General features: G+C 58.1%; 12 protein-coding genes. 5 read left to right on the top strand and 7 right to left on the bottom strand.

Translation table 11 applies throughout. The features are described 5' to 3' along the window. Window positions 1-3: 3 nt before the first annotated feature. Both J3348_RS05430 and J3348_RS05425 read left to right on the top strand, forming a co-directional pair. Window positions 4-390: an FMN-binding protein gene (locus J3348_RS05430; protein ID WP_097774463.1), complete on the top strand. Its 387-nt coding sequence runs from the start codon at window positions 4-6 to the stop codon at window positions 388-390. Window positions 391-466: 76 nt separating this feature from the next. Beyond that, window positions 467-1,918: an aminoacyl-histidine dipeptidase gene (locus tag J3348_RS05425; protein ID WP_207698514.1), complete on the top strand. Its 1,452-nt coding sequence runs from the start codon at window positions 467-469 to the stop codon at window positions 1,916-1,918. 128 nt (window positions 1,919-2,046) lie between these two features. Here J3348_RS05425 and J3348_RS05420 read toward each other — a convergent pair whose 3' ends face one another. Beyond that, complete coding sequence (locus tag J3348_RS05420; protein ID WP_097774465.1) at window positions 2,047-3,144, bottom strand: dipeptide epimerase; 1,098 nt, start codon at window positions 3,142-3,144, stop codon at window positions 2,047-2,049. A gap of 133 nt (window positions 3,145-3,277) precedes the next feature. Here J3348_RS05420 and J3348_RS05415 point away from each other — a divergent pair, with 133 nt between their 5' ends. Beyond that, complete coding sequence (locus tag J3348_RS05415) at window positions 3,278-4,441, top strand: DUF819 family protein (RefSeq protein ID WP_207698513.1); 1,164 nt, start codon at window positions 3,278-3,280, stop codon at window positions 4,439-4,441. A 63-nt stretch (window positions 4,442-4,504) separates the two neighbouring features. Here the strand turns inward: J3348_RS05415 and J3348_RS05410 are convergent, their stop codons facing one another. The 6 genes from J3348_RS05410 to J3348_RS05385 form a co-directional block, all read right to left on the bottom strand. Further along, a complete protein-coding gene (locus J3348_RS05410) occupies window positions 4,505-5,218 on the bottom strand; it encodes an ABC transporter ATP-binding protein (RefSeq protein ID WP_005942657.1) in 714 nt (237 codons plus the stop codon). 3 nt (window positions 5,219-5,221) lie between these two features. Then, window positions 5,222-6,061 carry an ABC transporter ATP-binding protein gene (locus J3348_RS05405; RefSeq protein WP_005942660.1) on the bottom strand — a complete coding sequence of 280 codons (840 nt, stop codon included), beginning with the start codon at window positions 6,059-6,061 and terminating at the stop codon, window positions 5,222-5,224. Then, window positions 6,054-7,079: a branched-chain amino acid ABC transporter permease gene (locus J3348_RS05400; protein WP_097774467.1), complete on the bottom strand. Its 1,026-nt coding sequence runs from the start codon at window positions 7,077-7,079 to the stop codon at window positions 6,054-6,056. The genes J3348_RS05405 and J3348_RS05400 overlap by 8 nt, the downstream gene beginning before the upstream one ends. Window positions 7,080-7,092: 13 nt before the next feature. Beyond that, complete coding sequence (locus J3348_RS05395; protein WP_097774468.1) at window positions 7,093-7,971, bottom strand: branched-chain amino acid ABC transporter permease; 879 nt, start codon at window positions 7,969-7,971, stop codon at window positions 7,093-7,095. A gap of 171 nt (window positions 7,972-8,142) precedes the next feature. Next, window positions 8,143-9,360 (bottom strand): ABC transporter substrate-binding protein, encoded by a 1,218-nt coding sequence (locus tag J3348_RS05390; protein ID WP_207698512.1) that lies wholly within the window; start codon window positions 9,358-9,360, stop codon window positions 8,143-8,145. 266 nt (window positions 9,361-9,626) lie between these two features. Further along, on the bottom strand, window positions 9,627-11,048 hold the full coding sequence (locus tag J3348_RS05385) for an MATE family efflux transporter (RefSeq protein WP_207698511.1): 1,422 nt from the start codon (window positions 11,046-11,048) through the stop codon (window positions 9,627-9,629). A 388-nt stretch (window positions 11,049-11,436) separates the two neighbouring features. On the opposite strand from J3348_RS05385, the gene eno reads away from it, so the two are divergent. Both eno and asnA read left to right on the top strand, forming a co-directional pair. Continuing rightward, window positions 11,437-12,735, top strand: a complete 1,299-nt coding sequence (gene eno / locus J3348_RS05380) for a phosphopyruvate hydratase (RefSeq protein ID WP_005942684.1) — start codon at window positions 11,437-11,439, stop codon at window positions 12,733-12,735. A gap of 443 nt (window positions 12,736-13,178) precedes the next feature. Beyond that, window positions 13,179-14,192: an aspartate--ammonia ligase gene (gene asnA / locus J3348_RS05375; RefSeq protein ID WP_005942692.1), complete on the top strand. Its 1,014-nt coding sequence runs from the start codon at window positions 13,179-13,181 to the stop codon at window positions 14,190-14,192. Window positions 14,193-14,248 lie beyond the last annotated feature (56 nt).

Below are 14,248 nucleotides of genomic sequence, written 5' to 3'. Positions count from 1 at the left end.
TTTATGAAGAAACTCACCCGGAATGTTATCATCATGGCTGTTGTCACTGTCATTATGGCAGTTGTGCTCGGCCTGTACATCAAGTACACCGGCACTGTGCCCGCTGCCGACAACGCCGCCAGCCTGACGGATGGCATCTATACGTCCAGCGCTCAGGGCTGCCTGAGTGATGTGACCGTCACCGTCACCGTCACCGGCGGCCGGGTGACCGGTGTGGAGATCGATGCTTCCGGCGAGACTCCCGAACTGGGCGGCACCGCTGCTGAAACTCTGGCAGACCAGCTGACCAAGGCCGGTTCCACCAGCGGTGTGGACGCTGTTGCCGGTGCTACCATGACCAGCGACGCTGTGTTCACCGCCATGGACGACTGCCTGAGTCAGGCAGAGTAAAGACCCGAAAGACCGGCATGGCTCACAGCTCTGCCGGTTTTCTTTCTTAAAATACAGCACAAGGAGAGGGAACATTATGGGCGTATTATCCAATCTGGAACCAGCTTCGGTTTTTTATTACTTTGAGGAGATCTGCGGCATTCCGCACACCTCCCACCACGAAAAGGCACTGAGCGACTACTGCGTGCAGTTCGCCAAGGCCCACGGCCTTTCCTGCCGTCAGGACGAGATGGGCAATGTGCTCATCAAGGCACCGGCCACACCCGGATACGAGAAGGAGCCGGGCCTGATCCTGCAGGGCCATCTGGACATGGTGGGCGACAAGACCGCCGACTGCCCGCTGGATCTTGAGAAGGATGCCATTCACCCGGTCGTAGACGGCGGCTATGTGTGCGCCGAGGGCACGACCCTTGGCGGCGACGACGGCATTGCCGTGGCCTATGCGCTGGCTGTTCTGGACGCAAAGGACATTCCCCACCCTGCGCTGGAGGTCGTGCTGACCGTCTGCGAGGAGGTGGGCCTGCTGGGTGCATCTGCCATGGATTTTTCCGACCTTGAGGGCCGGATTCTGGTGAACATCGACTCCGAGGAAGAAGGGGTGCTGACCGCAGGCTGTGCAGGCGGACGCCGCGTTGAATGCCATCTGCCCATCACCCGTGCGGCTGTGACCGGCACCGCCGTAAAGGCGGATGTGATCGGCCTTGTGGGCGGACACTCCGGCACCGAGATCCACAAGGGCCGTGCCAACGCCATTGCTTTGCTGGGCCGCTGGCTGACCCTGCTGTCTGACCACGGTGCAGAGTACGCTGTGCTCACCCTCTCCGGCGGTGCAAAGGAAAACGTCATCCCGAAAGAAAGCAGCGTTACGCTGGTGCTGCCCGCCGGTATCACCGAAGCCGTGCGCGCTGCCGGGGCAGACTTTACCGCGCAGATGAAAGCAGAATTCGGCACTGCTGACCCGGGCATCCGCCTGCAGCTCACCGAGGAGGGCTGCGGCGAATACGATGCACTGGATGCGAACTCCGCCGAGCGTCTGCGCAAAGCCCTGCTGCTGATGCCCTGGGGTGTGCAGAGCATGAGCATGGATGTGCCGGGCCTTGTGGAGACCTCGCTGAACCTCGGCGTTGCCGAGCTGGACGACAGCAAAGCCATCCTGCGCTTCTCCCTGCGCAGCTCGGTGCCCTCGGCGAAGGAGCTGCTGAGCTGCAAACTGCAGACCCTGACCGAGCTGCTGGGCGGCAGCGTGCGGTTCCATGGCGACTACCCTGCTTGGACCTACGCCCGCGAAAGCGCCCTGCGCGACCGCTGCGTAGCTGTGTACGAGGCGCAGTACGGTGCAAAGCCCCAGATCGTTGCCATTCATGCGGGCCTGGAATGCGGTATCCTCTCGGGCAAGATCGAAGGGCTGGACTGCATCTCCTTCGGCCCGAACCTGCTGCACGTCCACACCCCCAACGAGCGCGCCGACATTGCATCGGTGGCCCGTGTGTGGGAATACCTGAAGGCTATTCTGGCTTACAAAGAGTAAAACCCTCTCAGTCACAGCTTGCGCTGTGCCAGCTCCCCCGAAAGGGGGAGCTTTCTTTGTGCTGACTGTAAAGATTCAAAAAGCTCCCCCTTTCGGGGGAGCTGCTGAACGAAGTGAAGCTGAGAGGGTCAGTCCAAATACTTGATCTTGCCCGGCTCAATGCCCTTGATGCCAAGGCCCGGCTCGTTGGAAACAGTGATGTCTTTTTCGTTGAACACTGCACCGCCGAGGATGGGGTCCTCACTGCACAGCACGGGGCCGTCCAGATCCACGCGGGTGATGATCTGCTTTGCGCAGGCCAGATGCACGGCGGCATTCACGCTGATCTTGGCTTCCAGCATACAGCCGATCATGCACTCCACGCCGTACACCTCGGCAGCGGATGCGATCTTGAGGGCGTTGTACAGGCCGCCGCACTTCATCAGCTTGATGTTCACGAGGTCTGCGGCTCCCATCTGCATGATGGTCAGTGCGTCCTGCGGGGAGAACACGCTCTCGTCGGCCAGCACCGGCACATAGGAGCGCTCGGTAACATACTTCAGGCCTTCAAAATCGTGGGCCTTGACCGGCTGCTCCACGAATTCAAGATCAAGGCCCTTCTCCTGCATTCCGTTCAGGATGCGCACGGCTTCCTTGGGGGTCCAGCCCTGATTTGCGTCGATGCGGATGCAGGTCTCCTTGGGCACAGCACCGCGGATGGCGCTCAGGCGTGCAATATCCTTTTCCGGCTCCTTGCCCACCTTGACCTTCAGGCAGTCGTAGCCGCGGTCGATGGCGTTCAGGGCATCGCGCACCATCTCTTCGGGGTCGTTGACGCTGATGGTGATGTCGGTGACGATGGACTTCTTTGCGCCGCCCATCAGCTTGTACACAGGGATTTTGTACAGCTGGCCGTACAGATCCCACAGGGCCATATCCACAGCAGCCTTGGCGCTGGTGTTCTTCTGGATGCAGGCATTCAGTGCGATCATCAGGTCTTCAAAGTCGTCCACATCGCGGCCGATGATGGTCTTTGCGATATGGTCGCGGATGGCACCGATGATGGCACCGGTGGTGTCGCCGGTGATCACACCGGTGGGAGGTGCCTCACCATAACCCACAGCGCCGGTGTCGGTGTGGATCTCTACGATCACATCCTCCACGCTGCTGACCGAGCGCAGAGCCGTCTTAAAAGGCACGCGCAGCGGCACGGAGATCAGACCGAGACGTACTTCCGTGATTTTCATGCAAAAACCTACCCCTTTCGATAAAAAAATATTGCCAGATTATGAAATCTATGGTAGTATTGTATACGAAATTGTCGATATTGTAAAGACAATTGTCCGCAAAAATTGCACAAAAAGAAAGGGGATTGGGTTCATGATCACAAACGGTTTCACCTACATCGCCGTGCTGGTGTTCATTGCCGCACTGCTGGTGTGGCTGCAACGCTACACGAAGTCGAAATTCTTCGACTATGCACCACCTATCGTTCTGCTGTACCTCATTACCATGATTCTCTGCACGCTGGGTGCATGGGACATGGAGGCCACCAAGCCTGCCTACTCCGTGCTGAAAAACAACCTGCTGTATGCAATGATCTTCCTGATGCTGCTGCGCTGCGACATCCGCAAGATCATCAAGCTGGGTCCCAAGATGCTGGGCGGCTTCTTTGCCGCTTCCGTCTCCATCTCGGTGGCCTTCATTGCCACCTTCGCCATCATGAAGGGGCCCCTTGGCTCCGAAGCATGGAAGGCACTGGGCGCTCTGTGCGGCAGCTGGATGGGCGGCTCCGGCAACATGATCGCCGTGCAGGCTGCGCTGGACATCGGCGAAGCTGACATGGCCTACGCACTGGTGGTGGACTCCATCGACTACTCCATCTGGGTCATGTTCCTGCTGTGGGCCATCAACCTTGCTCCCAAGTTCAACAAGTGGGTCAAGGCCGACACCACCACGCTGGATGAAGTGTCCCGCCGCCTGGAAGAGGACGCAAAGGGCAACGAGGATAAGGCCAGCTTTGTCAACCTGATCTTCCTGCTGGGTCTGGCTCTGGTGATCTCCGCCTTCGGTCAGGATATCGGCGCAGCCCTGAACAGCGCAATGCCCTTCCTGGACAAGGCCACCTGGACCGTCCTGCTCATCACGTTGTCCGGCCTGATCGGCGCTGTCACCCCCGTGGGCCGCATGGCAGGCAGCACCGAGCTGTCCAACCTGCTGCTGTACTCCGTGGTGGCATTGCTTGCCTCCCGCGCAAGCTTCCTGGAGCTGACCGATGCACCCGCATGGATCCTGGCAGGCTTTATGATCCTGGCCATCCACGGCATCATTCTGGTGCTGCTGGCAAAGATCTTCCATCTGGATATGTTCACCTGCGGTGTTGCATCTCTGGCAAACATCGGCGGTTCCGCATCCGCTCCCATTCTGGCTGGTGCCTACAGCGGCGCTCTGGTGCCCGTTGGTGTTCTGATGGCTCTGATGGGCTACGTCATTGGCACGGCAGGCGGCCTGATCACCGCAAATATCATGTCTCTGCTGGCATAACAAATACTGCAAAAAAGGGGCTGTTGCATGTGCAACAGCCCCTTTTTTGATACGATTTTTTGCTTAGCCGCCCAGATATGCGCTGCGCACGCGCTCGTTGGTCAGCAGTTCGGCACCAGTGCCCTCCATGACTACACGGCCCGTCTCAAGGACGTAGGCACGGTCTGCCACAGAAAGAGCCATCTGTGCGTTCTGCTCCACCAGCAGGATGGTCATGCCTTCCTTGTGCACGTTCTGGATGATGTCGAAGATCTCCTGCACCAGCAGCGGCGAAAGGCCCATGGAAGGCTCGTCCAGCATCAGCATGGAAGCGTTGCTCATCAGTGCACGGCCCATAGCCAGCATCTGCTGCTCGCCGCCGGACATGGTACCGGCCAGCTGCTTGCGGCGCTCCTTCAGGCGGGGGAACAGCTCAAACACCTTTTCCTTGTTGGGTGCAATGGTGGAAGCAGGCTGGGTGTATGCACCCATGTCCAGATTTTCTTCCACGGTCATGTGCAGGAACACATGGCGGCCTTCCGGCACATGGGCAAGGCCCGCTTCCACGATCTTGTGGGCGCGCATGCCCTTGATGCTGCTGCCCTTGTACAGGATGTCGCCGGTCTTGGGCTTCAGCAGGCCGGAAATGGTCTTCAGGGTGGTGGATTTGCCAGCACCGTTGGCACCGATCAGGGTGACGATCTCGCCCTGATCCACCTCGAAGGAGATGTCCTTGACGGCGTGGATGTTGCCGTAATAGACGTTGATGTTATCAACTTTCAGTAACGTATCAGCCATGGCTTAGCCCTCCTTCTTGCCCAGATAGGCTTCGATGACCTGCGGGTTGTTGCGGATCTCATCCGGCGTGCCCTTGGCGATGATGCGGCCGAAGTTCAGCACGGCAATGCCCTCGCAGATGCCCATGACCAGGCTCATATCATGCTCGATCAGCAGCACGGCGATGTTGAACTCGTCGCGGATGCGGCGGATGGTCTCGGTCAGCTCTGCAGTCTCGGAGGGATTCATGCCGGCAGCAGGCTCGTCCAGCAGCAGCAGCTTCGGGCTGGTGGCCAGTGCACGCATGATCTCCAGACGGCGCTGTGCGCCGTAGGGCAGGCTGCCTGCCTGCACATTGGCGAGGTCTGCCATGTGGAAGATATCCAGCAGCTCCAGAGCACGCTCGGTGCACTTCTTTTCTTCCTTCCAGTAGTTGGGCAGGCGGATCAGCGAAGATGCCAGATTGTACTTCATGGACTCGTGCAGGCCCACCTTGATGTTATCGATCACGCTCAGTTCCTTAAACAGGCGGATGTTCTGGAAGGTACGGGCCACGCCCATGCGGTTGACCTGATAGGTCTTTTTGCCGGCGGTGGGCATACCATCGATCAGGATGGAGCCGCGGGTGGGCTGGTAGACGTTGGTCAGCAGGTTGAACACGGTGGTCTTACCGGCACCGTTGGGGCCGATCAGACCGGTGATCTCGTTGCGGCCGATCATCAGGTTAAAGCCATCCACGGCGGTCAGACCGCCGAAGTCGATGCCCAGCTCACGCACGTCCAGAATGGGCTTTTTGTCCTTGTCGCGGTCGGTCAAAAAGCCGCCGGAGGGCACACTGTGCAGCTTAGTCTGGTATTCACTCATGGTCCTTGCCCTCCTTTGCTTTCTTCTGGAACAGTTCGCCGTTCATGATCTTTTCCACAATGCGGCTCATGGAGAAGTCGTAGCTGCCAAGCAGGCCGCCCGGACGGAAGATCATCATGAGGACCAGCACCAGCGAGTAGACTACCATGCGGTAGCTGTCAAAGCTGCGGGTCGCCTCGGGCAGGATGGTAAGCACGGTCGCGGACAGGATGGAGCCCAGCATGGAGCCCATGCCGCCCAGAACCACCATGACCAGAATTTCGATGGACTTCATGAAGCCGAAGGTGGAGGGGTCCAGAACGCCCAGATAGCAGGCGTACAGGCCGCCGGCCAGACCGGCAAAGGCGGCAGAGAATGCAAAGGCCATGACCTTATAATAAGTAGTCTGGATGCCGCAGCTCTCGGCAGCGATCTCGTTATCGCGGATGGCCAGCACGGCACGGCCGTGGCGGCTCTTCATCATGGCGTGGATGGCAAAGCAGGTAATGACCACGCAGATGAACACATTGGCGAAGTTGGAATACTTGGGGATGTTCTTCAGGCCCTTGGCACCGTAGAACAGCTTGAAGCCCAGCACATCATCGATGTTGTTCAGGGTGATGCGGATGATCTCGCCAAAGCCCAGCGTCAGGATGGCCAGATAATCACCGGTCAGGCGCAGAGCAGGAATGCCGATCAGCACGCCGAACAGGCCCGCCACGATGCAGGCCAGCACCAGACCCACGACAAAAGCGACACCGGAGGGCAGATTGCTGTATTTCGTGAACAGGGCGCAGGTGTAAGCACCCACGGCCATGAAACCGGCGTGGCCCAGCGGCAGCTGGCCCAGATAACCGGTGGCAACGTTCAGCGAGACAGCCAGAATGATGTTGATGCCCACGGTGAGAAGCACCTTGTTCTGGTAGGTGGACAGCACGTTCTGGGTGAGGAAGGACAGGCCCACGAACAGCAGAGCCACCAGCACGGCGTTCATCAGGTAGCGCACGGGCATTTTGAGCGTTTTGCGTTTGGTATTCATCTTCATGCCCTCCTTACACCTTTTCCTGAACCTTGCGGCCAAGGAAGCCGGTGGGCTTGACCAGCAGCACGATGATCAGGATCGCAAACGTGACGGCATCCTTCCATGCGGAAAGGCCGATGGCGGAAACAAAGCACTCGCACAGGCCGATGGCGATGCCGCCGATCATGGCACCGGGAATGGAGCCGATGCCGCCCAGAACGGCTGCAACGAAGGCCTTCAGGCCCAGCATGGAGCCCATGGTGGGGGTCGCCTGCGGGTAGCTGCAGCAGTACAGCACCGAGCCGATACCGGCCAGAGCGGAACCCACCGCAAAGGTAAAGGAAATGGTGCTGTTGACGTTAATGCCCATCAGACGGGCAGCGTCCATATCCTCAGACACGGCACGCATGGCCTTGCCGAGCTTGGTCTTCTGCACAAGGAAGGTGAGCGCCAGCATGGACAGCACCGTGACCAGCAGGGTGATGACAGAGGTGAGGCCCAGCGGCACAGAGCCGATGCGGAAGGTCTGGTTGGTGTAGTAGGCCGGAATGACCTTTGCACCGGAACCAAGGATCAGCTCTGCAGTGTACTCTAGGAAGAAGGACACGCCGATTGCTGTGATCAGCAGGGAGATACGGGGTGCGTTGCGCAGCGGGGTGTAGGCGATCTTCTCGATCACAACGCCCAGCAGCGTGCAGGTGATGATGGTGGCGCACACAGCAGTGACCGGGCCAAGGCCCAGCTGATTCATCACGAACCAGGACATGTACGCACCAACCATAATGACATCGCCATGGGCAAAGTTCAGCAGCAGGATGATGCCGTACACCATGCTGTAACCCAGTGCGATCAGTGCATAGATGCTGCCAAGGGACAAGCCGTTGATCAGCTGGCTAAAAAACACTGTCATGGACTGATACTTCCTTTCTTTGCGGCGTTTGCACGCCTTTTGGGGAATGCACTTTTTTACCAAAAAAGCGGAGACGGCCGAGCAAAACCTGTTCCGGCGGTCTCCGCAATGGGTCTTTTATTTCTGAGTGCTGCCTTTATGCCGCACACCGGTGCGCAGGATCAAAGCAGATCAGAACATTTCCTTCAGAACGGGGGTTGCACCGTCGAAGCACAGGATAGCGGTCTGCTTGACGGGGTTGTGGTGCTCATCGAAGGTGAAGGTGCCGGTGATGCCATCGATGGTGCCGCCTGCGATAGCATCGATGACGGCCTGCTTATAGTCGTCATCACCGGCGGCCAGACCGGCATCCTCAGCAGCCTGAATGCCATAGACGACGGTCATGGCAGCATCGTAGCCCAGAGGAGCGAAGCCGTTGGGGTACTCCTCACCGTACTCAGCCTTGTAGGCATCCTCAAAGTCAGGGTTGGAGCCCTTTGCGTAGTTTGCGCAGAAGTAGGCATCCTTCAGCTGGTCGGCAGTTGCGTAGCCTTCCAGACCATCCCAGCCGTCGCCGCCCAGGAAGGGAACTGCCAGACCGATGCTCTCAGCCTGAGCCAGGATCTGACCGACTTCCTGATAGTAGTTGGGGCAGAACACCACTTCGGGAGCCTTGCCCAGAATGGTGGTCAGCTGGGTCTTGTAGTCCACATCGCCCTCAGAGTAGGTCTCCTGATCGACGATGGTGCCGCCCAGGCTCTCGAACTCGTTGACGAAGTTCTCTGCCAGACCCTCGTTGTAGTCAGCGCCCTTCTGGAAGATGACGGCTGCCTTGGTGTAGCCCAACCGCTGGTAAGCGTAGTCAGCCATCTTGATGCCCTGGAACGGGTCGGTGAAGGTTGCGCGGAACACATTCTCGTTCACGGTGTCGGTCTCGGCATCGTAGGTGACAGCCTCAGCGGTAGCGGAAGCGGTGACCATGGGCATGTTGTAGTCTGCGCTCTCGGCAGCAATTGCCAGAGTCGGGGTGGTGGTAACATCGCCCACCAGAGCGGTGATGCCCTGATCGCACATCTTGGTGAAGCAGGTAACAGCCTGAGTTGCATCGCCCTGCTCATCCATGGCGATGATCTCCAGCTGCTTGCCGTTGATGCCGCCCTTTTCGTTGACCTGCTTCAGGTACAGGGTAGCGCCGTTGACAACGGCCTGACCGTAAACGGAAACATCACCGGTCAGAGGTCCAAGAACGCCCACCTTGATGGTGTCGCCGGAAGCAGCGGCACCAGAAGCTGCGGTAGAGGCGGAAGCAGCAGTGCTGTTGGAAGAACCGCCGCATGCAGTCAGAACGCCGGCTGCAGCAACAACACCTGCAGCGGCCAGGAAATTACGACGAGAAATCATCTTTTTCATAGTGAATATCCTCCTTAGGAGCATTCGTGCTTCAGTATAAAAACGGAAGCAAGGCCCTCTTTCCCTCAAAGCGACCTTGCTTCGTTATCAATATTATAGACCTGTGAGCCAAAATCCGCAATTCACAAACCGTCCATACTTTCAGGGGCATTTTGTGGACTTTGTCGCCAAAATAGCCAAAAGCAATGGGCCTGTTTTGTGCACTATTTCAACTGCTTCATTTTGTTTGTGTGTCAGATGAACACAATTCACAAGTTGCAAAAGGGTTACAGGGTCTCCATTTCGGCATCTGCGGCGAACTCGGCCTCTGCACGTGCCTCGGCAGCTTCGCCCTCTGCTTCCGCTTTGGCCGGAGACTCTGCAAGGACCTTGCGGATGGCGGCGAAGTAGAACACCAGCGACAGGCCGGTGCCGATGCACCAGCCCACGGGCCATGCCATCCAGATGCCCGTGCTGCCCAGAGCAGTGTTGCTCAGCACAATGGCGATGCCCACGCGCAGGATCAGGTCGGAGAAGGTGGCAATCATAAAGCGCACCATCATGCCGCAGCCGCGCAGGATGCCGTCAGTGACCAGCTTGAGCGACACCACAAAATAGAAGGGAGACAGGATGCGCAGGAACAGCATACCGGTGTCGATGGCCGGACCCTGCGGGTCATTCATGAACAGCAGCAGTAGGAAGCGGCCGAAGAAGAAGTACAGGAGCACGATGGGCACGCAGATGATCCACACCAGATTGCGGCCTGCGCCAAAGCCCTTGTGCACACGGTCCATCTTGCCCGCGCCCATGTTCTGGGAGGTGTAGTTGGAGATGCCGTTGCCCAGCGTGGTAAAGGAAGTGATGACCATGTTGTTCAGCTTGACGGCTGCAGAGTAGCCTGCAATGACGCTGGCACCAAAGGTGTTGATGACGCTCTGCAGGATGATGTTGCCCACAGAGACGAAGCTCTGCTGCAGGATGCTGGGAATGGCTACTACGGCCACCTTGCCCAGCATGTTCCAGGAGAACAGCACGACCTTGTTCTTGGATTTGAAGGCACCGATGCGGCGGAACACCACCACCATGGCCAGCACGCAGCTCACGCCCTGGCACAGGAAGGTGGCCCATGCCACACCGGCTACGCCCATCTTGAGACCGGCCACGAACAGGATGTCCACGCCGATGTTGGACAGGGACGAGACTGCCAGAAAATAGAAGGGCGTTTTGCTGTCGCCCAGAGCGGAGAAGATGCCGGTGGCGATGTTGTAGAAGAACATGAAGGGCAGGCCCAGCACGTAGATATCCAGATACAGCGAAGAATCCGCAAGGATCTCCTCCGGGGTGTTGATGAGCTCCAGCAGGCTGTGGCAGCCCACAAGGCCGATCAGCATCAGCACGGCGCACAGCACGGCAGAGCCGATCAGGGAAGTGTAGACCGAAGTCTTCATCTCATCGTAGTCCTTTGCGCCAAAGTAGCGGGACACGATGACCGAGCAGCCAATGTTGCAGCCAAAGGCAAATGCAATGAAGATCAGGGTGATCTCGTAGCTGTTGCCCACAGCAGCCAGTGCATTCTCGCCGATGAACTTGCCTGCAACAAGGCTGTCGGCAATGTTGTACAGCTGCTGGAAGATGATGCTGCCGAACATGGGCAGGCAGAACTGCCACAAAACCTGTGACGGCTTGCCGACCGTCAGATCCTTATTCATATAGAAAATCCTCCTCTATCTACCATAAAGAAACATATTAGAACCAAAAACAGTATAGAGTCGTCCTGACAAAAAGTAAAGAAAAATTTTAGTATATCTGCCATATGAAATTAATATGATAAGCATGATGCATCCCCGCTGCTGCCAGTGGGCAGACTGTAAAGACCAGCTGTTTCCTGCTTTGCCGGAATGTTCTGCCCCATCAGCTGCCGTTTTTTGCCCCTTAAAAAGTTTACATCCACAAACATGCGCATCGGCTCTTGCACCGGGCCGGAAAGCGTGGTAGGATACTATTGGTTAGTTAGACACAACTATCATAATTGGCCGTCACCCGTCTGCCCGCCCCGGGCAGCACAGGGAAGGAAATGATATTCAGGAGGTTTTCGAGATGAACTATCTGGAAATTGAATCTGTTGTAGGCCGCGAGATCCTGGACTCCCGCGGCAACCCCACCGTGGAAGCGGAGATCACGCTGGCCGACGGCACTGTGGCACGCGGCTGCGCACCTTCCGGCGCATCCACTGGTGAGTTTGAAGCTCTGGAGCTGCGGGACGGCGACAAGGGCCGCTATCTGGGCAAGGGCGTGACCAAGGCTGTTGAGAACATCAACACCGTCATTGCTGATGCTGTTGTGGGCATGGATGCCTCCGACATCTACGCCATCGACGCTGCCATGATCAAGGCCGACGGCACCAAAGATAAATCCAATCTGGGCGCAAACGCCATTCTGGCCGTGTCCATTGCCGCCTGCCGTGCAGCCGCTGCTTCTCTGGATATGCCGCTGTACCGCTTTCTGGGCGGTGTGAACGGCAACCGCCTGCCCGTGCCCATGATGAACATTCTGAACGGCGGCGCACACGCCACCAACACGGTGGATACGCAGGAGTTCATGATCATGCCGGTGGGTGCGCCCTCCTTCAAGGAAGCTTTGCGCTGGTGCGCGGAGGTCTTCCACGCTCTGGCTTCCATCCTGAAGGCCAAGGGTCTGGCTACCTCTGTGGGCGATGAGGGCGGCTTTGCCCCCAACCTGTCCAGCGACGAGGAGACCATTGAGACCATTCTGGCCGCCATCGAAAAGGCCGGTTACGTGCCCGGCAAGGACTTCATGCTGGCTATGGATGCCGCGTCCTCCGAGTGGAAGAGCCCCAAGGGCAAGGGCTTCTACAAGCTGCCCAAGGCCGGCACCGAGTTCACCTCCAGCGAGCTGATCGCACACTGGAAGAGTCTGGTGGAAAAGTACCCCATCATCTCCATCGAGGACGGCCTGGATGAAGAGGACTGGGAAGGCTGGCAGGAGATGACCCGCGAGTTGGGCGGCAAGGTCCAGCTGGTGGGCGACGACCTCTTTGTGACCAACACCGAGCGTCTGGCCAAGGGCATCGGGCTGGGTGCAGGCAACGCAATCCTGATCAAACTGAACCAGATCGGTTCTGTTTCCGAGACGCTGGAAGCCATCAAGATGGCTCACAAGGCCGGTTACACCGCCATCAGCTCTCACCGCTCCGGCGAGACCGAGGACACCACCATTGCCGATCTGGCCGTGGCGCTGAACACCTGCCAGATCAAGACCGGTGCTCCCAGCCGTACCGAGCGTGTTGCAAAGTACAACCAGCTGCTGCGCATTGAGGAGCAGCTGGGCGGCAGCGCCGTTTACCCCGGCATGGCAGCTTTCAACGTAAAGCGCTGAAGCTGTTGAAAACCAATTGATCTTCCGGCACCCGTACTGCTTTTGCAGCGGCACGGGTGCCGTTTTGCTTTCTCCCAATTTTTTCCTGCAATCCGCTGTTCTGCCCAGCCGTGTTCCATGCATGCCGGGCATTTTGGCCCGAAATTGCAAAAAAAGGAGCAAAACATTCATGTTATCTACTCTGATCTCTCTGTACAAGCTGCTGGGCACCGGCGATTTTGTAAAAGTGCTACTGATCCTGCTGAAGGGGCTTTTCGGCTGATGCAAAGCCGCCCTTCTCACTGCGGAAACGGGACTGCCCTACCGGCGGTCTCTTTTTTTGCCTTCTCACTTTACTTTCTTAAAAAAATATGCCATAATGAAACCAGTATTTTCCGGTTTAAAAGCCGTGCCCTGTACTGGGAAATCAGGGCCAGAATCCAACAGAAGAGGGGTTTTTTGTTATGAGCAAAACCATCATCCCGGCAAACTATACGCCTGCGCTGAACCTGTACGACACGCAGCGCGCCATTGGTACGGTCAAGCGTCTGTTTGCCGACACCCTGTGCGCCACACTGAACCTGTACCGCGTGTCTGCTCCGCTGTTTCTGGAAGCATCCACCGGTCTGAACGACGACCTGAACGGTGTCGAGCGCAAGGTCACCTTTGATATCAAGGAAAGCGGCATTGAGGCACAGGTGGTGCAGTCACTGGCAAAGTGGAAGCGCAAGGCCCTGAAGGACTACGATTTCCGTGTGGGCAAGGGCCTGTACTGCGATATGAACGCGATCCGCCGCGACGAAGATCTGGATAACCTGCACTCCATCTATGTGGACCAGTGGGACTGGGAAAAGGTGATCCGTCTGGAAGACCGCAACGAGGCTTACCTCAAGAGTGTGGTGCGCTCCATCGTGTCCGCTGTCTGCGCCACCGAGATGAACCTGCACGCCATGTTCCCCCAGCTGCAGGAGCTGCCGCTGCACAGCCCCAACGTCACCTTCATCACCACGCAGGAGCTGGAGGACCAGTACCCGGACCTGACCCCGAAGGAGCGTGAGAACGCCTTTGTGAAGGAGCACGGCACCACCTTCCTGATGAAGATCGGCGCTCCGCTGAAGAGCGGTAAGCCCCATGACGGCCGTGCCCCCGACTATGACGACTGGGATCTGAACGGCGATCTGCTGTTCTGGAACGACCCGCTGCAGTGCAGCTATGAGCTGAGCAGCATGGGCATCCGCGTCAGCCCTGAAAGCATGGACAAGCAGCTGACCATGGCTGGCTGCGACGACCGCCGCGCCCTGCCCTTCCACAAGGCCGTACTGAACGGTGAGCTGCCTTACTCCATCGGCGGCGGCATCGGCCAGAGCCGCCTGTGCATGCTGCTGCTGGGCAGCGCCCACATTGGCGAAGTGCAGGCCAGCGTCTGGGACGCAGCCACCCGCGAAGCCTGCGCCAAGGCAGGCATCCCGCTGCTGTAAGCAGGTTTTCCACACAAAGATTCAAAAGGCAGGATACCACCCTCATGGTGGTACCC

It is taken from the genome of Faecalibacterium sp. Marseille-Q4896, assembly GCF_017377615.1.
GTDB lineage: Bacteria > Bacillota > Clostridia > Oscillospirales > Ruminococcaceae > Faecalibacterium > Faecalibacterium taiwanense.
The sequence above is the reverse complement of the archived record's forward strand: the minus strand, read 5'-3'. Positions and strand labels throughout refer to the sequence as shown.

Bases quoted from the DNA above. Each gene is read 5' to 3' on its own strand.
- J3348_RS05425 (WP_207698514.1), top strand. From the start codon at position 467: ATGGGCGTATTATCCAATCTGGAACCAGCTTCGGTTTTTTATTACTTT.
- J3348_RS05410 (WP_005942657.1), bottom strand. From the start codon at position 5,218: ATGGCTGATACGTTACTGAAAGTTGATAACATCAACGTCTATTACGGC.
- J3348_RS05420 (WP_097774465.1), bottom strand. From the start codon at position 3,144: ATGAAAATCACGGAAGTACGTCTCGGTCTGATCTCCGTGCCGCTGCGC.
- J3348_RS05415 (WP_207698513.1), top strand. From the start codon at position 3,278: ATGATCACAAACGGTTTCACCTACATCGCCGTGCTGGTGTTCATTGCC.
- eno (WP_005942684.1), top strand. From the start codon at position 11,437: ATGAACTATCTGGAAATTGAATCTGTTGTAGGCCGCGAGATCCTGGAC.
- J3348_RS05395 (WP_097774468.1), bottom strand. From the start codon at position 7,971: ATGACAGTGTTTTTTAGCCAGCTGATCAACGGCTTGTCCCTTGGCAGC.
- J3348_RS05405 (WP_005942660.1), bottom strand. From the start codon at position 6,061: ATGAGTGAATACCAGACTAAGCTGCACAGTGTGCCCTCCGGCGGCTTT.
- J3348_RS05430 (WP_097774463.1), top strand. From the start codon at position 4: ATGAAGAAACTCACCCGGAATGTTATCATCATGGCTGTTGTCACTGTC.
- asnA (WP_005942692.1), top strand. From the start codon at position 13,179: ATGAGCAAAACCATCATCCCGGCAAACTATACGCCTGCGCTGAACCTG.
- J3348_RS05390 (WP_207698512.1), bottom strand. From the start codon at position 9,360: ATGAAAAAGATGATTTCTCGTCGTAATTTCCTGGCCGCTGCAGGTGTT.
- J3348_RS05385 (WP_207698511.1), bottom strand. From the start codon at position 11,048: ATGAATAAGGATCTGACGGTCGGCAAGCCGTCACAGGTTTTGTGGCAG.
- J3348_RS05400 (WP_097774467.1), bottom strand. From the start codon at position 7,079: ATGAATACCAAACGCAAAACGCTCAAAATGCCCGTGCGCTACCTGATG.